Here is a 15,370-nt window from a genome sequence, read left to right as displayed (position 1 = left end):
CGGCGGCGCCAAGCGCCGCCGGATCGGCCATTCGGGCAAAAGAAAACCCCGGCCTCTCATGCGAGAGGCCGGGGTCCTTTTTCGGGCGTTGCCGCCGCCGGATCTTAGAATTTCACACCGGCGCCGATGCCGTAACGGCGGGGTTCGAGCGTGAAGATGTTGGTGAACAGCCCCGACGACTGATCGGTCAGATACAGGCCGGTCGTTGCATTATTATCGAAGATATTCTGGATGAAGCCGCGCACATACCAGCGGTCGTCACGCCCGTTGAGCTGGAGTTGGGCATTGGCTTGGGCATAGCCCTTCACCTTGTTCACCCGGCCGTTGAAGATATTGCCATAGCTTTCGCCGGTATAGGTGAGGTCGAGGCGCGGGACGAGCGTCATGCCGCTGGAGAAGTTGACCGTGTGCTGGACACCGGCGGAGAATTTGAAATTGGGCGCCTGCGGCAGCGCATTGCCCTTGATGCTCACGGGCACGCCGCCGCCGTAGACTGTAATGGCGCCGCCCGTGCCGGCAGCCGCGGCTTCAAGAGCATTGCAACTGCTGAAGGCGCCGGTGGCGGCCCCAAGGTTTGCATCGGACGGAAAGGCTTCCGGTCCCCGCAGTCCATTGGCCGCCGTCAAGCCCTTCGAGGCGTTGATACCATTGTTAACCGCCGTGACGAAGCCATCGGCGGCAGCCTGGCCGCCGACATTAGCCACCACTGCGCAATTGAAGGCTTGGGTGATGTCCTTGATGATGACCGAATTGGGCAGGCCGCCTGACGGGTCACGCTGGTTCACGAACAGCTTATCGTCGGTAACCTTAGTCTTCAGATAGCTGAAGCCCAGATTGATGAGCCAGTCGGGATCGGGGCGCACCATAGCTTCGGCCTCGAAGCCGTAGATATTTGCATTGACATTGTCGTTGACCGATGTGCGCACGACGATGCGGCTCAATTGCAAGCCCTTATATTTGTAATAAAAGCCGGTGAGATTAAGCTGGAGCGCGCCGTTTCCGAAGGTATTTTTGGAACCGACCTCGAAGGCATCGATGATTTCCGGCGCGAATGTTTCGGTCACGCCCGGGACATTGAATTGCAGCGCCGGGTTGATGCCGCCCGATTTATAGCCGCGCGAATAGGAGGCGTAGAGGAGGTTGTCGGGGGTAATCTTGAAGTCGATCACCGCGCGGCCCGTCACTTCGTCGAACTTCTGGGTGCGGTCGCGAATTCTTTGCGCGCCCGGCAGGCCGGTGACGCCGGCGTCCGCGTCATAACCTGCCGAATCGGGCGAGTTGAAGATGTCGCCGGTGGTCCCGTAAGGAACGAGGAACGACGCCAGGGTCGAATTGGACAGGTCGTGCTTCTTGTCGTTGTTGTAGCGCAATCCGACGGTGAATTTCAGACGATCGCTTGCTTCGAAATAAGCCTCGCCGAACAGGCCGTAGGAATTGAGCGTCAGGCTTTCGTTATGGTTCTTGAAATAGGGAGATCCCAGATAGGAGGGATCCTTTCCGTTGGCGAAAGCTGAGAAGGTTCCGAAAAGGCTCGCAAAATAGTCGATCGAGAAGGCGTTGACATAATAGTCGACATTGGTTGATTTCGACCTCGCGTAGATGCCGCCGAGCAGGAAGTTGAACGGTCCGTCGAAATCGCTGCTGATGATCGCTTCGCCTGACCAGCTTTCATTCTTGCCGACCGAGCGGTCGAACGCCAATGCGTTGTCGCCGCACACCCCATCGCCGCCGAATACGCCCAAGCCATTCGGATTGGTGTTAGACGTGCATAGCTTGCCTGTCGGGCCATCGGGGATCAATGCAGCGGCGATCGGTGCGAAATAAGCCGCTGATCCCGGGATGAAGGCCGGACTTGCAACGCCCGTCGGAATGCCGTTGGCGGCGAGGTAGGCCAAGGCGTTGAGGCCCGGCTGGATCGTCGCGCGATTGGCGACGTCGAGGTTGTAGTCCTGCCGTGAATCGACGCGGGTGCGCTGATAGATGCCGGTCAGGCCCAGCTTGATCGCGCCGAAATTATGCTCGAAATGCGCCTGTGCTTGAATTTCGTCGGTGAAATATTCCGGCGTGAAATCGGTATTGACGGTCCGGACGTCGGCCGGCTCGATAGCGCCGGCATTGGCGTCCGCGCCATAGAGGCTGCCGGTGCCGAGGCCGAGCAGGGGAGAGATGCCGTTGAGCGCGAACACTTCGCGCGATCCCAGCACACTGGGGAAGGTTGCGTTGCCGTTCACCTTTTCGGCATCGCGGCGATTATTCAGGCAGCCGAGAACGCCGGTCGGGTCGCGCTGGCAAAATTGTTTCTGGATGCGCAGCCGGTCATCCTTTTCTCGGAAATAATAGCCCATCAGGTCGAGCGAGGTATCGGGGCTGGGCTCCCAGCGTAGCGAACCGCGGACCGCATACATTTCGCGGCCGTCGATATGGCTGTCATCGAACAGATTCTTGGTATAGCCGCCGCGCTTCAAATAAAATCCCGCGGCCCGAAGCGCGAGCGTGTCGCCGAGGGGAACATTGACCATCCCCTTGACCTTCCAGGCATCGAAATTGCCATACTCGCCATCGGCACTCGCCTGGAATTGCCCAACTTTCGGCTTCGCCGTGACGAAATTCACGACACCGGACGTGGCGTTGCGACCGAAGAGCGTGCCTTGCGGACCACGAAGAACCTCAATGCGCTCGAGATCAAAATATTCGGTTTCGAAAATGCGGGTGCCGAACAGGGGGGAACCATTGACGTGAATAGCTGTGGCGCTGTCGCAACTTGAGCCGACGCACAAATCTCCGATGCCGCGGATCGTGAAGCTCGAGCCGGTAAAATTGCCCTTGGAGAAAGTGACATTGGGAAGCGTCAGCTGAAGGTCGGACGCATTGTCGATCTGTTGCTTTTCCAACGCTTCCGCCGAAAAGGCGCTGACGGCAATCGGAACGTCTTGCAGACGTTCGGACTGGCGCTGCGCGGTGACGACGATTTCGCCATAGGGGTCGGAGCTGGAGCCGCCGCTCTGCGCATGGGCCGGCGTTGCCACCGCCATGGCCAGGACGGACGTTCCAATCAGTGCCTTGAACTTCATCTATTCCTCCCTTTTTCGACCCCGCAGTCCACGGGTTCGCCCAAATTCAATTTGTGGTCAGGGGAGGGGATTCGACCGGGCATGCCAGAAGGCGCCGGGCCGCGGGGGCCAAGCGCCAGTGAGTATCCCACCTGCCAGCGGTGCTGGTCATCGTCCTCTCCCACCGGCGTCGGGGAAAACGCCGGCCTCTCCGGATTACGGTCCGCTTGAGCGAACTCTGTAATGATTGAAAACTGCGCTGACTTTACCAAAGCGTCAAGTGGCTTGTTGGCGGGAAAATTCGAAAGGAAATTGCGGCTCTGCACAATCGGAAAAGGGTTGGATTCCGCAACGTAAAGCATCGGCGACCGAACAAAAACTTGCGCGCACGCTCTTGCTTATCGGGGCAATCGTCCCGAAATGTGCGGCAAGAAAGCAACAGTGAAAGCGGGGATATGACGAGCAGCACGACCGAAATCGGACCCGACGGCAAGGTGGTGGTTCCCGATCATGTCGCCGCCGCGGTGCGGACGCTGATTGAATGGGCGGGTGACGATCCGGCGCGCGAGGGACTGCTCGACACGCCCAAGCGGGTCGCGCGGGCGTGGAAGGAATATTGCAGCGGCTATGGCGAGGATCCGGCGGTCCATCTGTCGCGCACTTTCGAAGAGGTCGGCGGCTATGACGAGATCGTGCTGCTGCGCGACATCCCCTTTCAGTCGCACTGCGAGCATCATATGGCGCCGATCACCGGCAAGGCCTCGATCGCCTATCTGCCGCGCGAGCGCGTGGTCGGCATTTCCAAGCTGGCGCGCGTGCTCAACGGCTATGCCCGCCGCCTGCAGGTGCAGGAACGGCTGACCGCCGAGGTCGCCAAGTGCATCTGGGACAATCTGCACCCGCATGGCGTCGCGGTGGTGATCGACGCGCAGCACGGCTGCATGACCGGCCGCGGCGTGCGCACCCCCGGCGTCGGCATGGTCACCAGCCGCGTCCTCGGCTGCTTCCTCGAAGATCAGCGCAGCCGCAAGGAAGTGCTCAGCCTGATGGGCTATTGATGCGCGTCGCGATCGTCAGCGTGTTTGAGAAGGCGACAGGTTAGGACCGATTGGGGTCGTCGGCCGACCTTTCTTCCATTGTCATCCCGGCGAAGGCCGGGATCTCATCCTATCGTGGTAACGCATCGGCGAGATCCCGGCCTTCGCCGGGATGACGAGAGTGATGAGACAACGTCCGCTTCCCACCCCAAAACCACGTCCCGTCAGCCGAGCAACGCCTCCTCGACTTGCCCGAGCCGATCCTTGCCGAAGAATATCTCGTCGCCGACGAAGAAGGTCGGGATACCAAAGGCGCCGCGCGCGACCGCGGCTTCGGTGTTGGCGGCGAGCTTGGCCTTGATCGCATCCTCCTGCGTGCGCGCCAGCAGCGCGGGGCCGTCGAAGCCGTTTGCTGTCAGGAAGGCAGCGGCGACCGCGGGATCATCCATCTTCAGCCCGTCTTCCCACATCGCGCGGTTCACCGCATCGATATAGTCGTCGAGCACGCCTTCGTCTTCGGCGACGACCGCGCCGCGCATGATGAGCAGCGTGTTCACCGGAAAATGCGGGTTGAGCCGGAATTTGGTGAGCCCGTGGCGCGCGATGAAGCGCCGCATCTCGAGATTTTCATACGCCATCTTCGCCGGCGCGTCGGCATATTGGATCATCGGCGCCTTGTTGCCCGTGGCCTTGAAAATACCGCCGAGCAGGCAGGGGGTGATGATCAGATCGGCGCCCGTGCGATCGAGCAGGTCGGGTAGTATTTTCATCGCCAGATAGGCGTTCGGACTGCCGAAATCGAAGATGAATTCGAGGGACTTTCCTGCGCTCTTGCTCACCATTTTTCTCCCCAGGGGCGAAGGTCGAGTTCGTGCGTCCACGCGCTTTTCGGCTGGCGGTGGAGCATCACATAATTGGCGGCGATGGCCTGCGGGTTGAGGATCAGATCCTGCGCCTTCGCATTGTCGAAATCGGGATGACGTCCCTTGATGAAATCGGTGTCGATCGCGCCGTCGATCACGACATGCGCAACATGGACGCCCTGCGGCCCCAGTTCGCGCGCCATCGATTGCGCCAGCATTCGCAGCGCCGCCTTGGCGCCCGAGAAGGCGGCATAGCCCGATCCGCCGCGCAGGGATGCGGTGGCGCCGGTGAAGATGATCGTCCCGCGGCCGCGCGGCGCCATGCGCTTGGCGGCCTCGCGCCCCATCAGGAAGCCGCCCAGGCACGCCATTTCCCAGACCTTGGTGTAAACGCGCAGCGTCGTCTCGGTGATCGGGAAGTTGACGTTCGCGCCGATGTTGAAGACCGCGACCTCGACCGGTCCGACCTCGGCCTCGACCCGGTCGAACAGGGCGATCATCGCCTCTTCGCTGCGCGCGTCGCCGGGAAAGGCGCGGGCATCATCGCCCTCATCGCGGATCGACTGCGCCAGCGCCTCGAGCGCATCGGCGTTGCGTTCGCGGCGGTTGACGCAGGCGGTGAGGCCCTCGGCGGCAAAGGCGCGGGCAATCGCGCCGCCGGTGGCGTCGCCGGCTCCGATGATGACGGCTGCGGGGTTGGGCATGCGCGACTCTCCTCTTGCAGCAGATTGTAGCTATGATAAACATAGTGACAAGAGGTTTTTGTCGGTGGGATGAGAATGCCGATGAAGAGAATGACAAGGGTATAGGGACATCATGCCCAAACGCGCTGATCTTTCGGATACATTTTGCCCCGTCGGGCGCTCGGCCGAAATCCTGGGCGACCGCGCTGTGCTGCTGATCCTGCGCGACCTGTTCTTCGGGCGCCGACGGTTCGAGGCGATCGCCGCGAACACCGGCCTCGGGCCGCAGCTCGTGTCGGCGCGGCTCAAGCTGCTGGTGCATGAGGGTGTGGTCGAGCGGCACGCCTATCAGGACCGGCCCCTTCGCCACGAGTATCGGCTGACTGCGAAGGGCAAGGATTTGTTCGACGTGCTGTACGCGATGCGCAATTGGGCCGAGCGCTGGGCCTATGCGCCGGGCGAGACGGAAGGCGGACCGGCGATGCGTTATATTCACCGCGCCTGCGGCGCCGATGTCGGCACTTCGGTCGTCTGTCCGGGGTGCGGCGAAGCGCTCCATTATGGCGATTTGAAGGGCGAGCCTTCGGCGCCACTTCAGGCCGAGCAGGCGGCGCGCAGCGGCGGTTGAAACCCCTCCCGCATGCGGGAGGGGCAGCGAGAGTTGCGAACTTGTTCGCTACTCGCAGCGGGGTGGGCGGGGTGATGCGGCGACAATGCCCACCCCATTGCGACTAGGCCCGGCTTCGCCGAACCAAATCTCATTGCCCCTCCCGCATACGGGAGGGACTGAACAATTTATGCCTTTTCCAGCGTGCATTGCAGCGGGTGCTGGTTCTGCCGCGCGGCGTCCATCACCTGATTGACCTTGGTTTCGGCGACTTCGTAACTGAACACGCCGCACACCCCGACGCCCTGTTGATGAACGTGCAGCATCACCTGCGTCGCGCGTTCGATATCCATGTTGAAAAAGCGCTGCAGCACCATCACGACGAATTCCATCGGCGTATAGTCGTCGTTGAGCAGTAGCACCTTGTACATCGAGGGCTTTTTGGGTTTCGCGCGCGTGCGCGTCGCAATGCCGACACCGGGAGCGCCGGGCGTATCGTCATCCTTGCCCGCCATGGCGCGGACGATGTGAGGAATGGAGGCGGGAAGCATCATCATCGGGAATATCGCAAGCCGGGGCGGAATCGCAAGAGGGCGGGGATGCATTAACCCCCTTTTCGTCGCCCCCGCGAAGTCGGGAGCCTCTGGCAAGAGTGCACCAAGTCGATTGCGGCCCCCGCCTTCGCGGGGGCGACGATCAGGATAAAAACAAGAGCCGCCCGTTTCGCGAAGGAAACGAGCGGCCCTGTATGTGTCGGCGCGGGGTCGGGAGGAGGGGAGAGAGAGCCCGCGCCAACGAGGGAAGAAAAAGGCCCTTAGGCTGCCTTCATCTTCGAGCTGATGACCGACACGCGGTTCGAGATCGGCGCGAAGCTGTCGTTGGCGAGCTTCACGACCATTTCGCTGGTCTTCGAGGTCTGCGCAACGGCGGCGTCGAACGCCTTCTTGCTGTTTTCGGCATAGAGCTTGAAGAACTCGGCCGGCGACTTGACGGCGGTGTAGCCCTTCAGCGCGGCGGTGGTGTCTTCGAAGCTCTTGCGAGCGAAGGCGACGCCTTCCTGGCCGAGCGTTTCGAAGCCCTTGGCCGCGATCTTGCCCGATTCAACCATGGCTTCGATGTTCGCCTTGTTGAATTCAACAGCTTCCTCGGCGAGCTTGCTGCTCTTGCTCATCGCTTCCTTCGCCTTTTCGTTGAATTCGGCGGTCATCGCTTCGGCGCGGGTCTTGGCGTCTTCGGCGAACTTCTTGACGGTGTCGTTCATGGTCTTGAATCCTTTGGAGGCGGCGGCAACCGGCTTCGGCGCGGCCTTTGCTTTGGGGGTGATGGTCTTGGGGGCCGCCTTCTTGGGGGCGACCTTCTTGGCGGCCGGTTTTGCGGCCTTCTTTTGGACCGGCTTGGCCTTGGCCTTTACGGTCTTGGTCTTTTCGGGCGCCGGAGCGGCAACCGCAGGCGCCACGGGAGTCGCAACCGGCTTGGCGGCGGTTTCCAGCGTCGCGGCTTCGAAAGCCTTTTCGGCACTATCCATCTTGGTAGCCATCGGAACAACTCCTTTATGTTGCACTGCACAATATAGGAGTGGATCGGCGATTTCAAGGGCATTTTTGTGCAGCGCACAAAAATTGTCGATGAACCGCCGCAGCTAATTGATAATCCCGCGATGTTACCGCTGTTTGACGTAGCGTCCGGGCGCGTCCTCGATCGCCTTTTTCTTGCCCTTGCCGGGCACGCGTGCGCCTTTGGCAGGCGTCCTGTCGCCGTCCTGATCGGCGATCCAGCCGATCCAGTGCGGCCACCAGCTTCCCTTGGTTTCGGTCGCGCCCGCCTCGAATTCGGCGAGCGAGGCGGCGTCATTGTCGCCGGTCCAATATTGATATTTGCCCGCCGCGGGCGGGTTGACGACGCCGGCGATGTGACCCGAACCCGCAAGCAGGAAGGTTTTTGGCCCCGACAGATGGTCCATCAGCCGCCAGACGCTGGCCAGCGGGGCGATATGATCTTCGCGTCCGGCCTGGATATAGGCGGGGGTGGTGATCTTCTTGAGGTCGATCGGGGTACCCATCACCGTCAGACTGTTCGGGATGACCATCCGGTTGTCGCGGTAGAGGTCGACAAGATATTGCCGGTGCCATTTCGCCGGCAGGTTGGTCGTGTCGCCGTTCCAGTAGAGCAGATCGAAAGGCGGATAGTCGTTGCCGAGCAGGTAATTGCTCACGACATAATTCCAGATGAGATCTCGGCCGCGCAGGCTGTTGAAGGTTGCGGCCATATAGCGGCCGTCGAGAAAGCCGCCGGCCGACAATTGCTGGAGCAGCGCCAGATAGCCGTCGTCAACGAACAGCTTGAGTTCGCCCGCCAGTTCGAAATCGACCTGCGCGGTGAAGAAGGTGACCGACCTGACCTTGTCGGCATCGCCCTGCGCCGCGAGCATTGCGAGCGTGGCGGCGAGCGTCGTCCCGGCGACGCAGTAGCCGATCGCGTGGACATGCGGCACGTCGAGCAGGTCGCGCACCGTGTCGATCGCATCGACCTGCGCCGCGATATAATCGTCCCACACGACATCCTTCATCGACGCGTCGGCCGATTTCCACGACACCATGAAGACGGTCAGCCCCTGTTCGACCGCCCAGCGCACGAAGCTTTTCGCGGGATTGAGATCGAGGATGTAGAAGCGGTTGATCCACGGCGGGAAGATGACGAGCGGGACGGTGAAGACGTCTTTCGTCGTCGGCTCATATTGGATGAGCTGATAGAGATCGGTTTCGTGGATCACCTTGCCCGGGGTCGTCGCGATATTCACGCCGACCTCGAACGCATTCTTGTCGACATGGCTCAACTGCCCGCGCGCAAGGTCGGCGAGCATGTGGCGCAGTCCCTTGAGCAGGCTTTCGCCGCGCGTTTCGACCGCGCGCTTGATAACTTCGGGGTTGGTGACGGCAAGGTTCGTCGGCGACAGCGCGTCGGCCATCGACTTTGCGGCGAATTCCATCTTGGCCCGCGCATCGGCGTCGAGCCCCTGAAGCTGGCGCGTGGTTTCGAGCAACTGGTCCGACAACAGGCCATAGGTCTGCCGGATCAGCGCGAAGGCGGGGTTTGCGGTCCAGTCGGGGTCGGCGAAGCGGCGATCCTTGGGCGCATCGGCCGCCGCGGAGGGCATGAAGGACGGCTGGATCGCGGCGAGCGATGACCAGAAATGCACGCCCTGTTCCCACATCTTCGCGCCCTGTTCGGCCCAGAGCTGGGTCGCCGGATTGTCGATCCATCTGGCGGGATCGAACAAAGGCCGCGCATCCTTTTCCTCGTCGGCCTGACCCAGCGCGAATTCGAGCATCATCTGCTGCGCGCGCGCCATCACGCTGGCCCAATGCTGCATATCGTCGGGGGACGGGAGAAAGGGATTCGGCGCCTCGACCGCGGCGCCGCCATTCTTGTCTTTTTCGCCCGCGTCGCTCATGCCGGTTCCCGCTGGTCAGCCTCTCGTCCGATGCGTATAACAGCCGCCGACGCGGCTGGCGAGGTGCCGATCGCGTTTCGACCGACTAAACGCTTACGAAAAGGAGTTGTTCTAGTTCCCCATGTCCGACGATGAATTCTACCGCATCAAGCGCCTGCCGCCCTATGTCATCGCTGAAGTGAATGCGATGCGAGCGGCCGCGCGTGCCGCGGGCGAGGACATTATCGACCTGGGAATGGGCAACCCCGACTTGCCGCCGCCGCAGCATGTGATCGACAAGCTGTGCGAGGTTGCGCAGAAACCCGACGCGCACGGCTATTCGCAGTCGAAGGGCATTCCGGGGCTGCGCCGGGCGCAGGCCAATTATTATGCCCGCCGCTTCAACGTCGATCTCGATCCCGAGACCGAGGTGGTGGTGACGATGGGGTCGAAGGAAGGGCTCGCCAGCCTCGCGACCGCTATCACCGGCCCGGGCGACGTCGTGCTGGCACCGAATCCTAGCTATCCCATACACACCTTCGGCTTCATCATCGCCGGTGCGACGATCCGCAGCGTGCCGACGACGCCGGACGAAAATTACTGGCGCGCGCTCGACCGCGCGATGGCGTTCACCGTGCCGCGTCCGTCGATCCTGGTCGTCAACTACCCGTCGAACCCGACCGCCGAAGCCGTAGATCTCGCTTTCTACGAGCGGCTCGTCGCCTGGGCGAAGGAAAACAAGGTCTGGGTCCTCAGCGACCTTGCCTATTCGGAGCTTTACTACGACGGCAATCCGACCCCCTCGATCCTGCAGGTGCCGGGCGCGAAGGATGTGGCGATCGAGTTCACCTCCATGTCGAAAACCTATTCGATGGCCGGGTGGCGCATGGGTTTCGCGGTCGGCAACAAGCGGCTGATCGCGGCGATGACGCGCGTCAAATCCTATCTCGATTACGGCGCCTTCACCCCGATCCAGGCCGCGGCCTGCGCCGCGCTCAACGGGCCGCAGGATATCGTCGCGAAGAACCGCGAGCTTTACCAGAAGCGCCGCGACGTGATGGTCGAAAGCTTTGCGCGCGCCGGCTGGGATATTCCGAGCCCACCCGCGTCGATGTTCGCCTGGGCGCCGCTGCCGCACGCGCTCAAGGAGATGGGCAGCCTCGAATTCTCCAAGCAGCTTCTGACCCATGCTAAGGTCGCTGTCGCGCCCGGCGTCGGCTATGGCGAGGATGGCGAGGGCTATGTCCGCATCGCGATGGTCGAAAACGAACAGCGCATTCGGCAGGCGGCGCGCAACGTTCGCAAATTCCTCCAGATGCATGGTGTCAACACGCCGTCGGTCGCGGCAGGATAGACGCGATGTTCGAAGGGGCGCCGACAATCGCCCAGACGATCCAATTGTCCGTCGCGCCGGTGTTCCTGCTGGTCGCGATGGGCAATTTGCTCAACGTCTTCACCGGCCGCCTCGCGCGCGTCATCGACCGGTCGCGCAAGCTGACCGAACGTCACGCGACGACGACGGGCGTCGAACATAGCCGGCTGGTCGAAGAATTGCGCGTGATCGCGCGCCGGATGCGCGTCATCAACACCGCCATCCTGTTCGCCGTATGCGGCGGGCTGGTGGTGTGCATCCTCGTGTCGCTGCTGTTCCTGCAATATGCGGCGGGCTTCCATCTCGGCGTCGCGGTATCGCTGGTCTTTGTGCTGGCGATGCTGTTCCTGCTGCTCTCGCTCGGCATGTTCCTCTACGAAGTGCGCCTCGCGACGCACGCCATATTGATCCCGACCGAATATCTCGAGCGCAACTAGGGTCAGGGTGTAATGCTGGCGCGATAGGTTGGCGCTACGCGTTTGCGGCTTGCCTGTTCATAGGCATATCCGGCCGCCAGAATATCGCCGTCGCTCCATTTGGTGCCGATGAAGGAGAGGCCGATGGGCAGCCCTTCGACCGCGCCCATCGGGACGGTGAGGTGCGGATAGCCGGCGACGGCGGGAAGTTGGCTGACGCCGGGGCCGGTATAATGGTCGCCGTTGACGAGATCGGTGGTCCAGGCGGGCCCATTGGTCACGCCAACCAGCAGGTCGGCGCCGCTTTCGCGCAGCAGCCGGTCGATGCCCTCCGGTCCCGCTAGCCGCGCCGCCTTGGCCTTGGCGTCACGATAGGGCTGGCTGTCGAGGCCGCCCTTGCTTTCGGCAAGTTCGAACAGTGCCTGGTCGAACCAGCGCATCTCGGCGGGCGTCGCCTTGTTGAAGGCGATCAGGTCGGCGAGCGAGCGCGGCGCGCCCTTCCCGGGTAGCCCGGCCAGATAGGCGGCCATGTCGGCCTTGAGTTCGGTCATCAATATCTCGAATTCGGCATCGCCCAGGCCGTCGAGACCGCTACGGCTATCCTTGATCTCGACGATCGTCGCACCGGCGGCGCGCATCGTGTCGAGCGCGGCATCGAACAGCGCGCCGATGTCGGCGCGGCCGCCGATGCGATCGCGCAGCACGCCAATCGTCTTGCCGCGCAGTGCGTCCGGCGACAGCGCGGCGGCAAAGTCACGGCGGTGCGCGTCGGCCTCTGCCGTCGCCGGGTCGGCGGGATCGCTGCCCGCCATCACCGACAACAGCGTGGCCGCGTCGCGCACCGTCAACGTCATCGGTCCCGCCGTATCCTGACTGTGGCTGATCGGGACGACAAGACTGCGGCTCACCAGGCCGACGGTCGGTTTGAAGCCGACCACGCCGTTCATGCCTGCAGGGCAGGTGATCGATCCGTCGGTCTCGGTCCCGATCGTCAGCGGCGCAAGGCTGGCCGCCGTCGCGGCGCCGCTGCCCGCCGACGAGCCGCATGTGTTGCGGTCGAGCGCGTGCGGATTGCGCGTCAGCCCGCCGACGGCGCTCCAGCCGCTGGTCGCGTCGTTCGACCGGATATTGGCCCATTCGCTGAGGTTGGTCTTGCCCAGGATCACCGCGCCGCCTTCGCGCAGCCGCGCGACCAGCGGCGCATCGCGGCCGGTGATATTGTCTTTCAGGGCCAGCGAACCGGCGGTCGTCGCAACCGGCCCCGCCGCCTCGATATTGTCCTTCAGCAGCACCGGAATCCCGTGCAGCGGGCCGCGCACATGCCCCGCCTTGCGCTCCTGATCGAGCCGATAGGCCTCGCTCATCGCGCCGGGAAACACCGCGATCACCGCGTTGAGTGTCGGGCTCGCCTTATCGATATTCCGGATGCGCTCCAGATAGGCGGCGGTGATGACCTCGCTGCTCGTTTCGCCCGCGGTCATCTCCGCCTGCAGAGTCGCGGCATCCTTGCCGGCGACATCGGGAAGCGGCGGCGGCATGGCGGCGGCGGGGACGGAGGCGAGCAGAGCGGCTGTCAGCAGCGAAATTTTTTGCATGGCGCGAATGCTGGCAGCCGTAACGGCAATTGCAAGTGCCATTTTACGCTGTGCCGCCCCGGCGTTGACAGGGTGCGGCCGGGTCTGCACCTTCGCCCCCATCGGGAGAGAAAAATGTCGGAAAAGCCAGCTCTTGCCCTTGGTGCAGGGTCGCAAGCATCAACCAGCGTCGCCGCGAAAACGCGCACGATGCTGTGGGTGCTCTTGATCGTCTATATCCTCAATTTCCTCGATCGGCAGATCGTCAACATATTGGCCGAGCCGATCGCACGCGATCTCAAGCTGTCCGATTCCGACATCGGCCTGATGACGGGATTGGCCTTCGCGCTCTTTTACACCTTCCTGGGTTTGCCGATCGCGCGTTATGCGGACCGCCCCTCAACCAATCGCGTCGGGCTGATTTCGGTGTCGCTGGCGATCTGGTCGGGGATGACCGTGCTGTGCGGCATGGCGCAGAATTTCGTCCAATTGCTGCTTGCCCGCATCGGCGTCGGCGTGGGCGAGGCCGGGTGCACGCCCGCGGCACACTCGCTCATCACCGATGCCGTCGAACCCGCCAGACGATCGTCCGCCATTGCCTTTTACGGGCTCGGGATTCCGATCGGCAGCCTCCTCGGTCTGATCGTCGGCGGCATCGTCAACGATCTCTGGGGCTGGCGCATCGCGTTCATGGTCGTCGGTGTGCCTGGCCTGTTGCTCGCCTTCATGGTCCCGATGTTCATCAAGGAGGTACGCGCACGCGGCGCCGATACCGCTGCAACGACGGGCGCGAGCGGCGCCCTGTCGATCGGGCAGGCGCTGCGTGAAGTGTTCAGCACCCGGGCCTTCGTCTACATCGCGATCGCGGCGTCCTTCACCGCCTTTCTGGGGTATGGCAAAGGCGTCTGGGCGCTGATCCTGTTTCAGCGATCGCACGGGCTGAGCGCGGGCGAAACCGGACTGTTGCTGGGCGTCGCGCTGGGCATCGCGGGTATTTTGGGAACCTGGCTCGGCGGCTATTTCGCCGACCGGTTCGGCAAGACCGACCGTCGGCACATGCTCACCACGCCGGCGATCGGCATGGCGGTCGCGGCGCCGATCCTGTTTCTGGGCTACGCCGTCACCGAATGGCACGTCGCGATCGCGTTGCTGTTCGTGCCGACCGTGCTCAACGCCGCTTATTACGGCCCGACCTTTGCCTGCGTCCACGGGCTGGTGCAGCCGGAGGCGCGCGCGATGGCCAGCGCGGTGATGCTGTTCCTGCAGAATCTGATCGGCCTCGGACTTGGGCCGCTCCTTTTCGGCATGGCGTCGGAAGAGCTCAAGCCCACCCTCGGCACCGAAAGCGTCCGCTATGTCCTCTATGGCGCGGCGTGGCTCGGGCTGATCCCGGCCTTCTTCTTCTGGCGCGCCAGCCTGCGGCTCGGGAAGGAGCTCAAATCGGGTTAGAAGGGCGGCGGCGCTTGTTCGCGCTGCGCCTTCGCGGCGTCGGTCCACCAGGCAAGGTCGTCGGCGAAGCGCGGAAAGGCCCGTGCCAGTCGCTCGCCGTCCTCGCCCGCAGGCCCACCGTCGGCATCGAAAGCACTGCCAATGCGCGCGAGGCTGAGCGGGGTTGCGGTGACCACCATGCCCATCGCGCCAAGCGTCGTGCGCCACGCGGTCGCGGCGCGGATGCCGGCGAAGGGGCCCGCCGAATAAGAGGCGATGGCGGCGGGGCGCCACGCGAATTGGGGAAGATAATGGTCGACCAGATTCTTGAGGCCCGGTTGCAGCCCGCCATTATATTCGCCGGTCACGAAGACGAAGCCGTCCGCCGCGGCGATCCGGTCGGCGAGCGCATCCATCGCGGCGGGGGCCTCGCCCGCTGCGAAATCGCTGTGCCGCCGGTCGAGCATCGGCAGGTCCACCGCCATCGCATCGACCAGTTCGGCGCGGTCGCCGCGCGCAGCAAGAGAATCGATGATCCAGCGGGCAAGCTTGATGCCCTGCCGATCGCGGCGATAGCTTCCGTAGAAGACCAGGATAGTGCGGCTCATCGGCCGACCGTGCCACGCCGCGCCGCCGAACGAAAGCGCGTCTTGCGCCGCACCGCGCGGCAATTCTAGAGTGATCGGGACCAAGGGGGGGATTATGCGGGTTTATCGTACACCGGACGAATGTTTTGCGGGCCTGACCGACTGGCCTTTCGCGCCGCGATATACCGAGATCGCGGGCGGCCTGCGCGTCCATTATGTCGACGAGGGCGCCGCCGATGCACAGCCGGTGCTCATGCTGCACGGCGAGCCGACGTGGAGCTATCTCTACCGCCACATGATCGGTCCCGCGGTGCGCGCGGGCT

Annotated in this window: 13 protein-coding genes and 1 pseudogene; 6 read left to right on the top strand and 8 right to left on the bottom strand. The window is 63.1% G+C overall.

The genetic code is table 11. The features are described 5' to 3' along the window. Positions 1-104 precede the first annotated feature (104 nt). A complete protein-coding gene (locus tag STE01S_RS14525) occupies positions 105-3,071 on the bottom strand; it encodes a TonB-dependent receptor (RefSeq protein ID WP_120694194.1) in 2,967 nt (988 codons plus the stop codon). Between the two features lie 434 nt (positions 3,072-3,505). Between STE01S_RS14525 and folE the strand changes: the two genes are divergently transcribed. Continuing rightward, complete coding sequence (gene folE, locus STE01S_RS14520) at positions 3,506-4,108, top strand: GTP cyclohydrolase I FolE (protein ID WP_062768919.1); 603 nt, start codon at positions 3,506-3,508, stop codon at positions 4,106-4,108. A gap of 203 nt (positions 4,109-4,311) precedes the next feature. Here the strand turns inward: folE and STE01S_RS14515 are convergent, their stop codons facing one another. After that, entirely contained in the window at positions 4,312-4,929 is a 618-nt protein-coding gene (locus STE01S_RS14515) for a 2-hydroxychromene-2-carboxylate isomerase (RefSeq protein WP_003048921.1), read from the bottom strand. Continuing rightward, entirely contained in the window at positions 4,923-5,654 is a 732-nt protein-coding gene (locus STE01S_RS14510; RefSeq protein ID WP_062768916.1) for an SDR family oxidoreductase, read from the bottom strand. The genes STE01S_RS14515 and STE01S_RS14510 overlap by 7 nt, the downstream gene beginning before the upstream one ends. A gap of 112 nt (positions 5,655-5,766) precedes the next feature. Between STE01S_RS14510 and STE01S_RS14505 the strand changes: the two genes are divergently transcribed. Next, positions 5,767-6,261 carry a winged helix-turn-helix transcriptional regulator gene (locus STE01S_RS14505; protein WP_062768914.1) on the top strand — a complete coding sequence of 165 codons (495 nt, stop codon included), beginning with the start codon at positions 5,767-5,769 and terminating at the stop codon, positions 6,259-6,261. Between the two features lie 167 nt (positions 6,262-6,428). Here STE01S_RS14505 and clpS read toward each other — a convergent pair whose 3' ends face one another. The 3 genes from clpS to STE01S_RS14490 form a co-directional block, all read right to left on the bottom strand. Then, complete coding sequence (clpS, locus tag STE01S_RS14500; RefSeq protein WP_051066442.1) at positions 6,429-6,794, bottom strand: ATP-dependent Clp protease adapter ClpS; 366 nt, start codon at positions 6,792-6,794, stop codon at positions 6,429-6,431. 260 nt (positions 6,795-7,054) lie between these two features. After that, positions 7,055-7,777 carry a phasin family protein gene (locus STE01S_RS14495; RefSeq protein WP_062768911.1) on the bottom strand — a complete coding sequence of 241 codons (723 nt, stop codon included), beginning with the start codon at positions 7,775-7,777 and terminating at the stop codon, positions 7,055-7,057. A 123-nt stretch (positions 7,778-7,900) separates the two neighbouring features. Further along, positions 7,901-9,691 carry a PHA/PHB synthase family protein gene (locus STE01S_RS14490; RefSeq protein WP_062768907.1) on the bottom strand — a complete coding sequence of 597 codons (1,791 nt, stop codon included), beginning with the start codon at positions 9,689-9,691 and terminating at the stop codon, positions 7,901-7,903. 121 nt (positions 9,692-9,812) lie between these two features. On the opposite strand from STE01S_RS14490, the gene STE01S_RS14485 reads away from it, so the two are divergent. After that, positions 9,813-11,024 (top strand): LL-diaminopimelate aminotransferase, encoded by a 1,212-nt coding sequence (locus tag STE01S_RS14485; protein WP_062768904.1) that lies wholly within the window; start codon positions 9,813-9,815, stop codon positions 11,022-11,024. A 5-nt stretch (positions 11,025-11,029) separates the two neighbouring features. Then, positions 11,030-11,479 carry a DUF2721 domain-containing protein gene (locus STE01S_RS14480; RefSeq protein WP_003048937.1) on the top strand — a complete coding sequence of 150 codons (450 nt, stop codon included), beginning with the start codon at positions 11,030-11,032 and terminating at the stop codon, positions 11,477-11,479. A 2-nt stretch (positions 11,480-11,481) separates the two neighbouring features. Here the strand turns inward: STE01S_RS14480 and STE01S_RS14475 are convergent, their stop codons facing one another. Beyond that, entirely contained in the window at positions 11,482-13,053 is a 1,572-nt protein-coding gene (locus tag STE01S_RS14475; RefSeq protein ID WP_255265969.1) for an amidase, read from the bottom strand. A 114-nt stretch (positions 13,054-13,167) separates the two neighbouring features. Between STE01S_RS14475 and STE01S_RS14470 the strand changes: the two genes are divergently transcribed. Beyond that, a complete protein-coding gene (locus STE01S_RS14470) occupies positions 13,168-14,481 on the top strand; it encodes a spinster family MFS transporter (RefSeq protein WP_062768901.1) in 1,314 nt (437 codons plus the stop codon). On the opposite strand, the gene STE01S_RS14465 is transcribed toward STE01S_RS14470, so the two are convergent. Then, positions 14,478-15,068 carry an NADPH-dependent FMN reductase gene (locus tag STE01S_RS14465; protein WP_062768984.1) on the bottom strand — a complete coding sequence of 197 codons (591 nt, stop codon included), beginning with the start codon at positions 15,066-15,068 and terminating at the stop codon, positions 14,478-14,480. The two genes, STE01S_RS14470 and STE01S_RS14465, sit on opposite strands and share 4 nt — an antisense overlap. Positions 15,069-15,162: 94 nt before the next feature. Between STE01S_RS14465 and STE01S_RS14460 the strand changes: the two are divergent. Continuing rightward, positions 15,163-15,370: pseudogene (locus STE01S_RS14460) on the top strand (haloalkane dehalogenase); the annotation flags it as partial.

This window comes from Sphingopyxis terrae subsp. terrae NBRC 15098 (genome assembly GCF_001598815.1).
In the GTDB taxonomy this organism is placed as follows: Bacteria; Pseudomonadota; Alphaproteobacteria; order Sphingomonadales; family Sphingomonadaceae; genus Sphingopyxis; species Sphingopyxis terrae.
The sequence above is the reverse complement of the archived record's forward strand: the minus strand, read 5'-3'. Positions and strand labels throughout refer to the sequence as shown.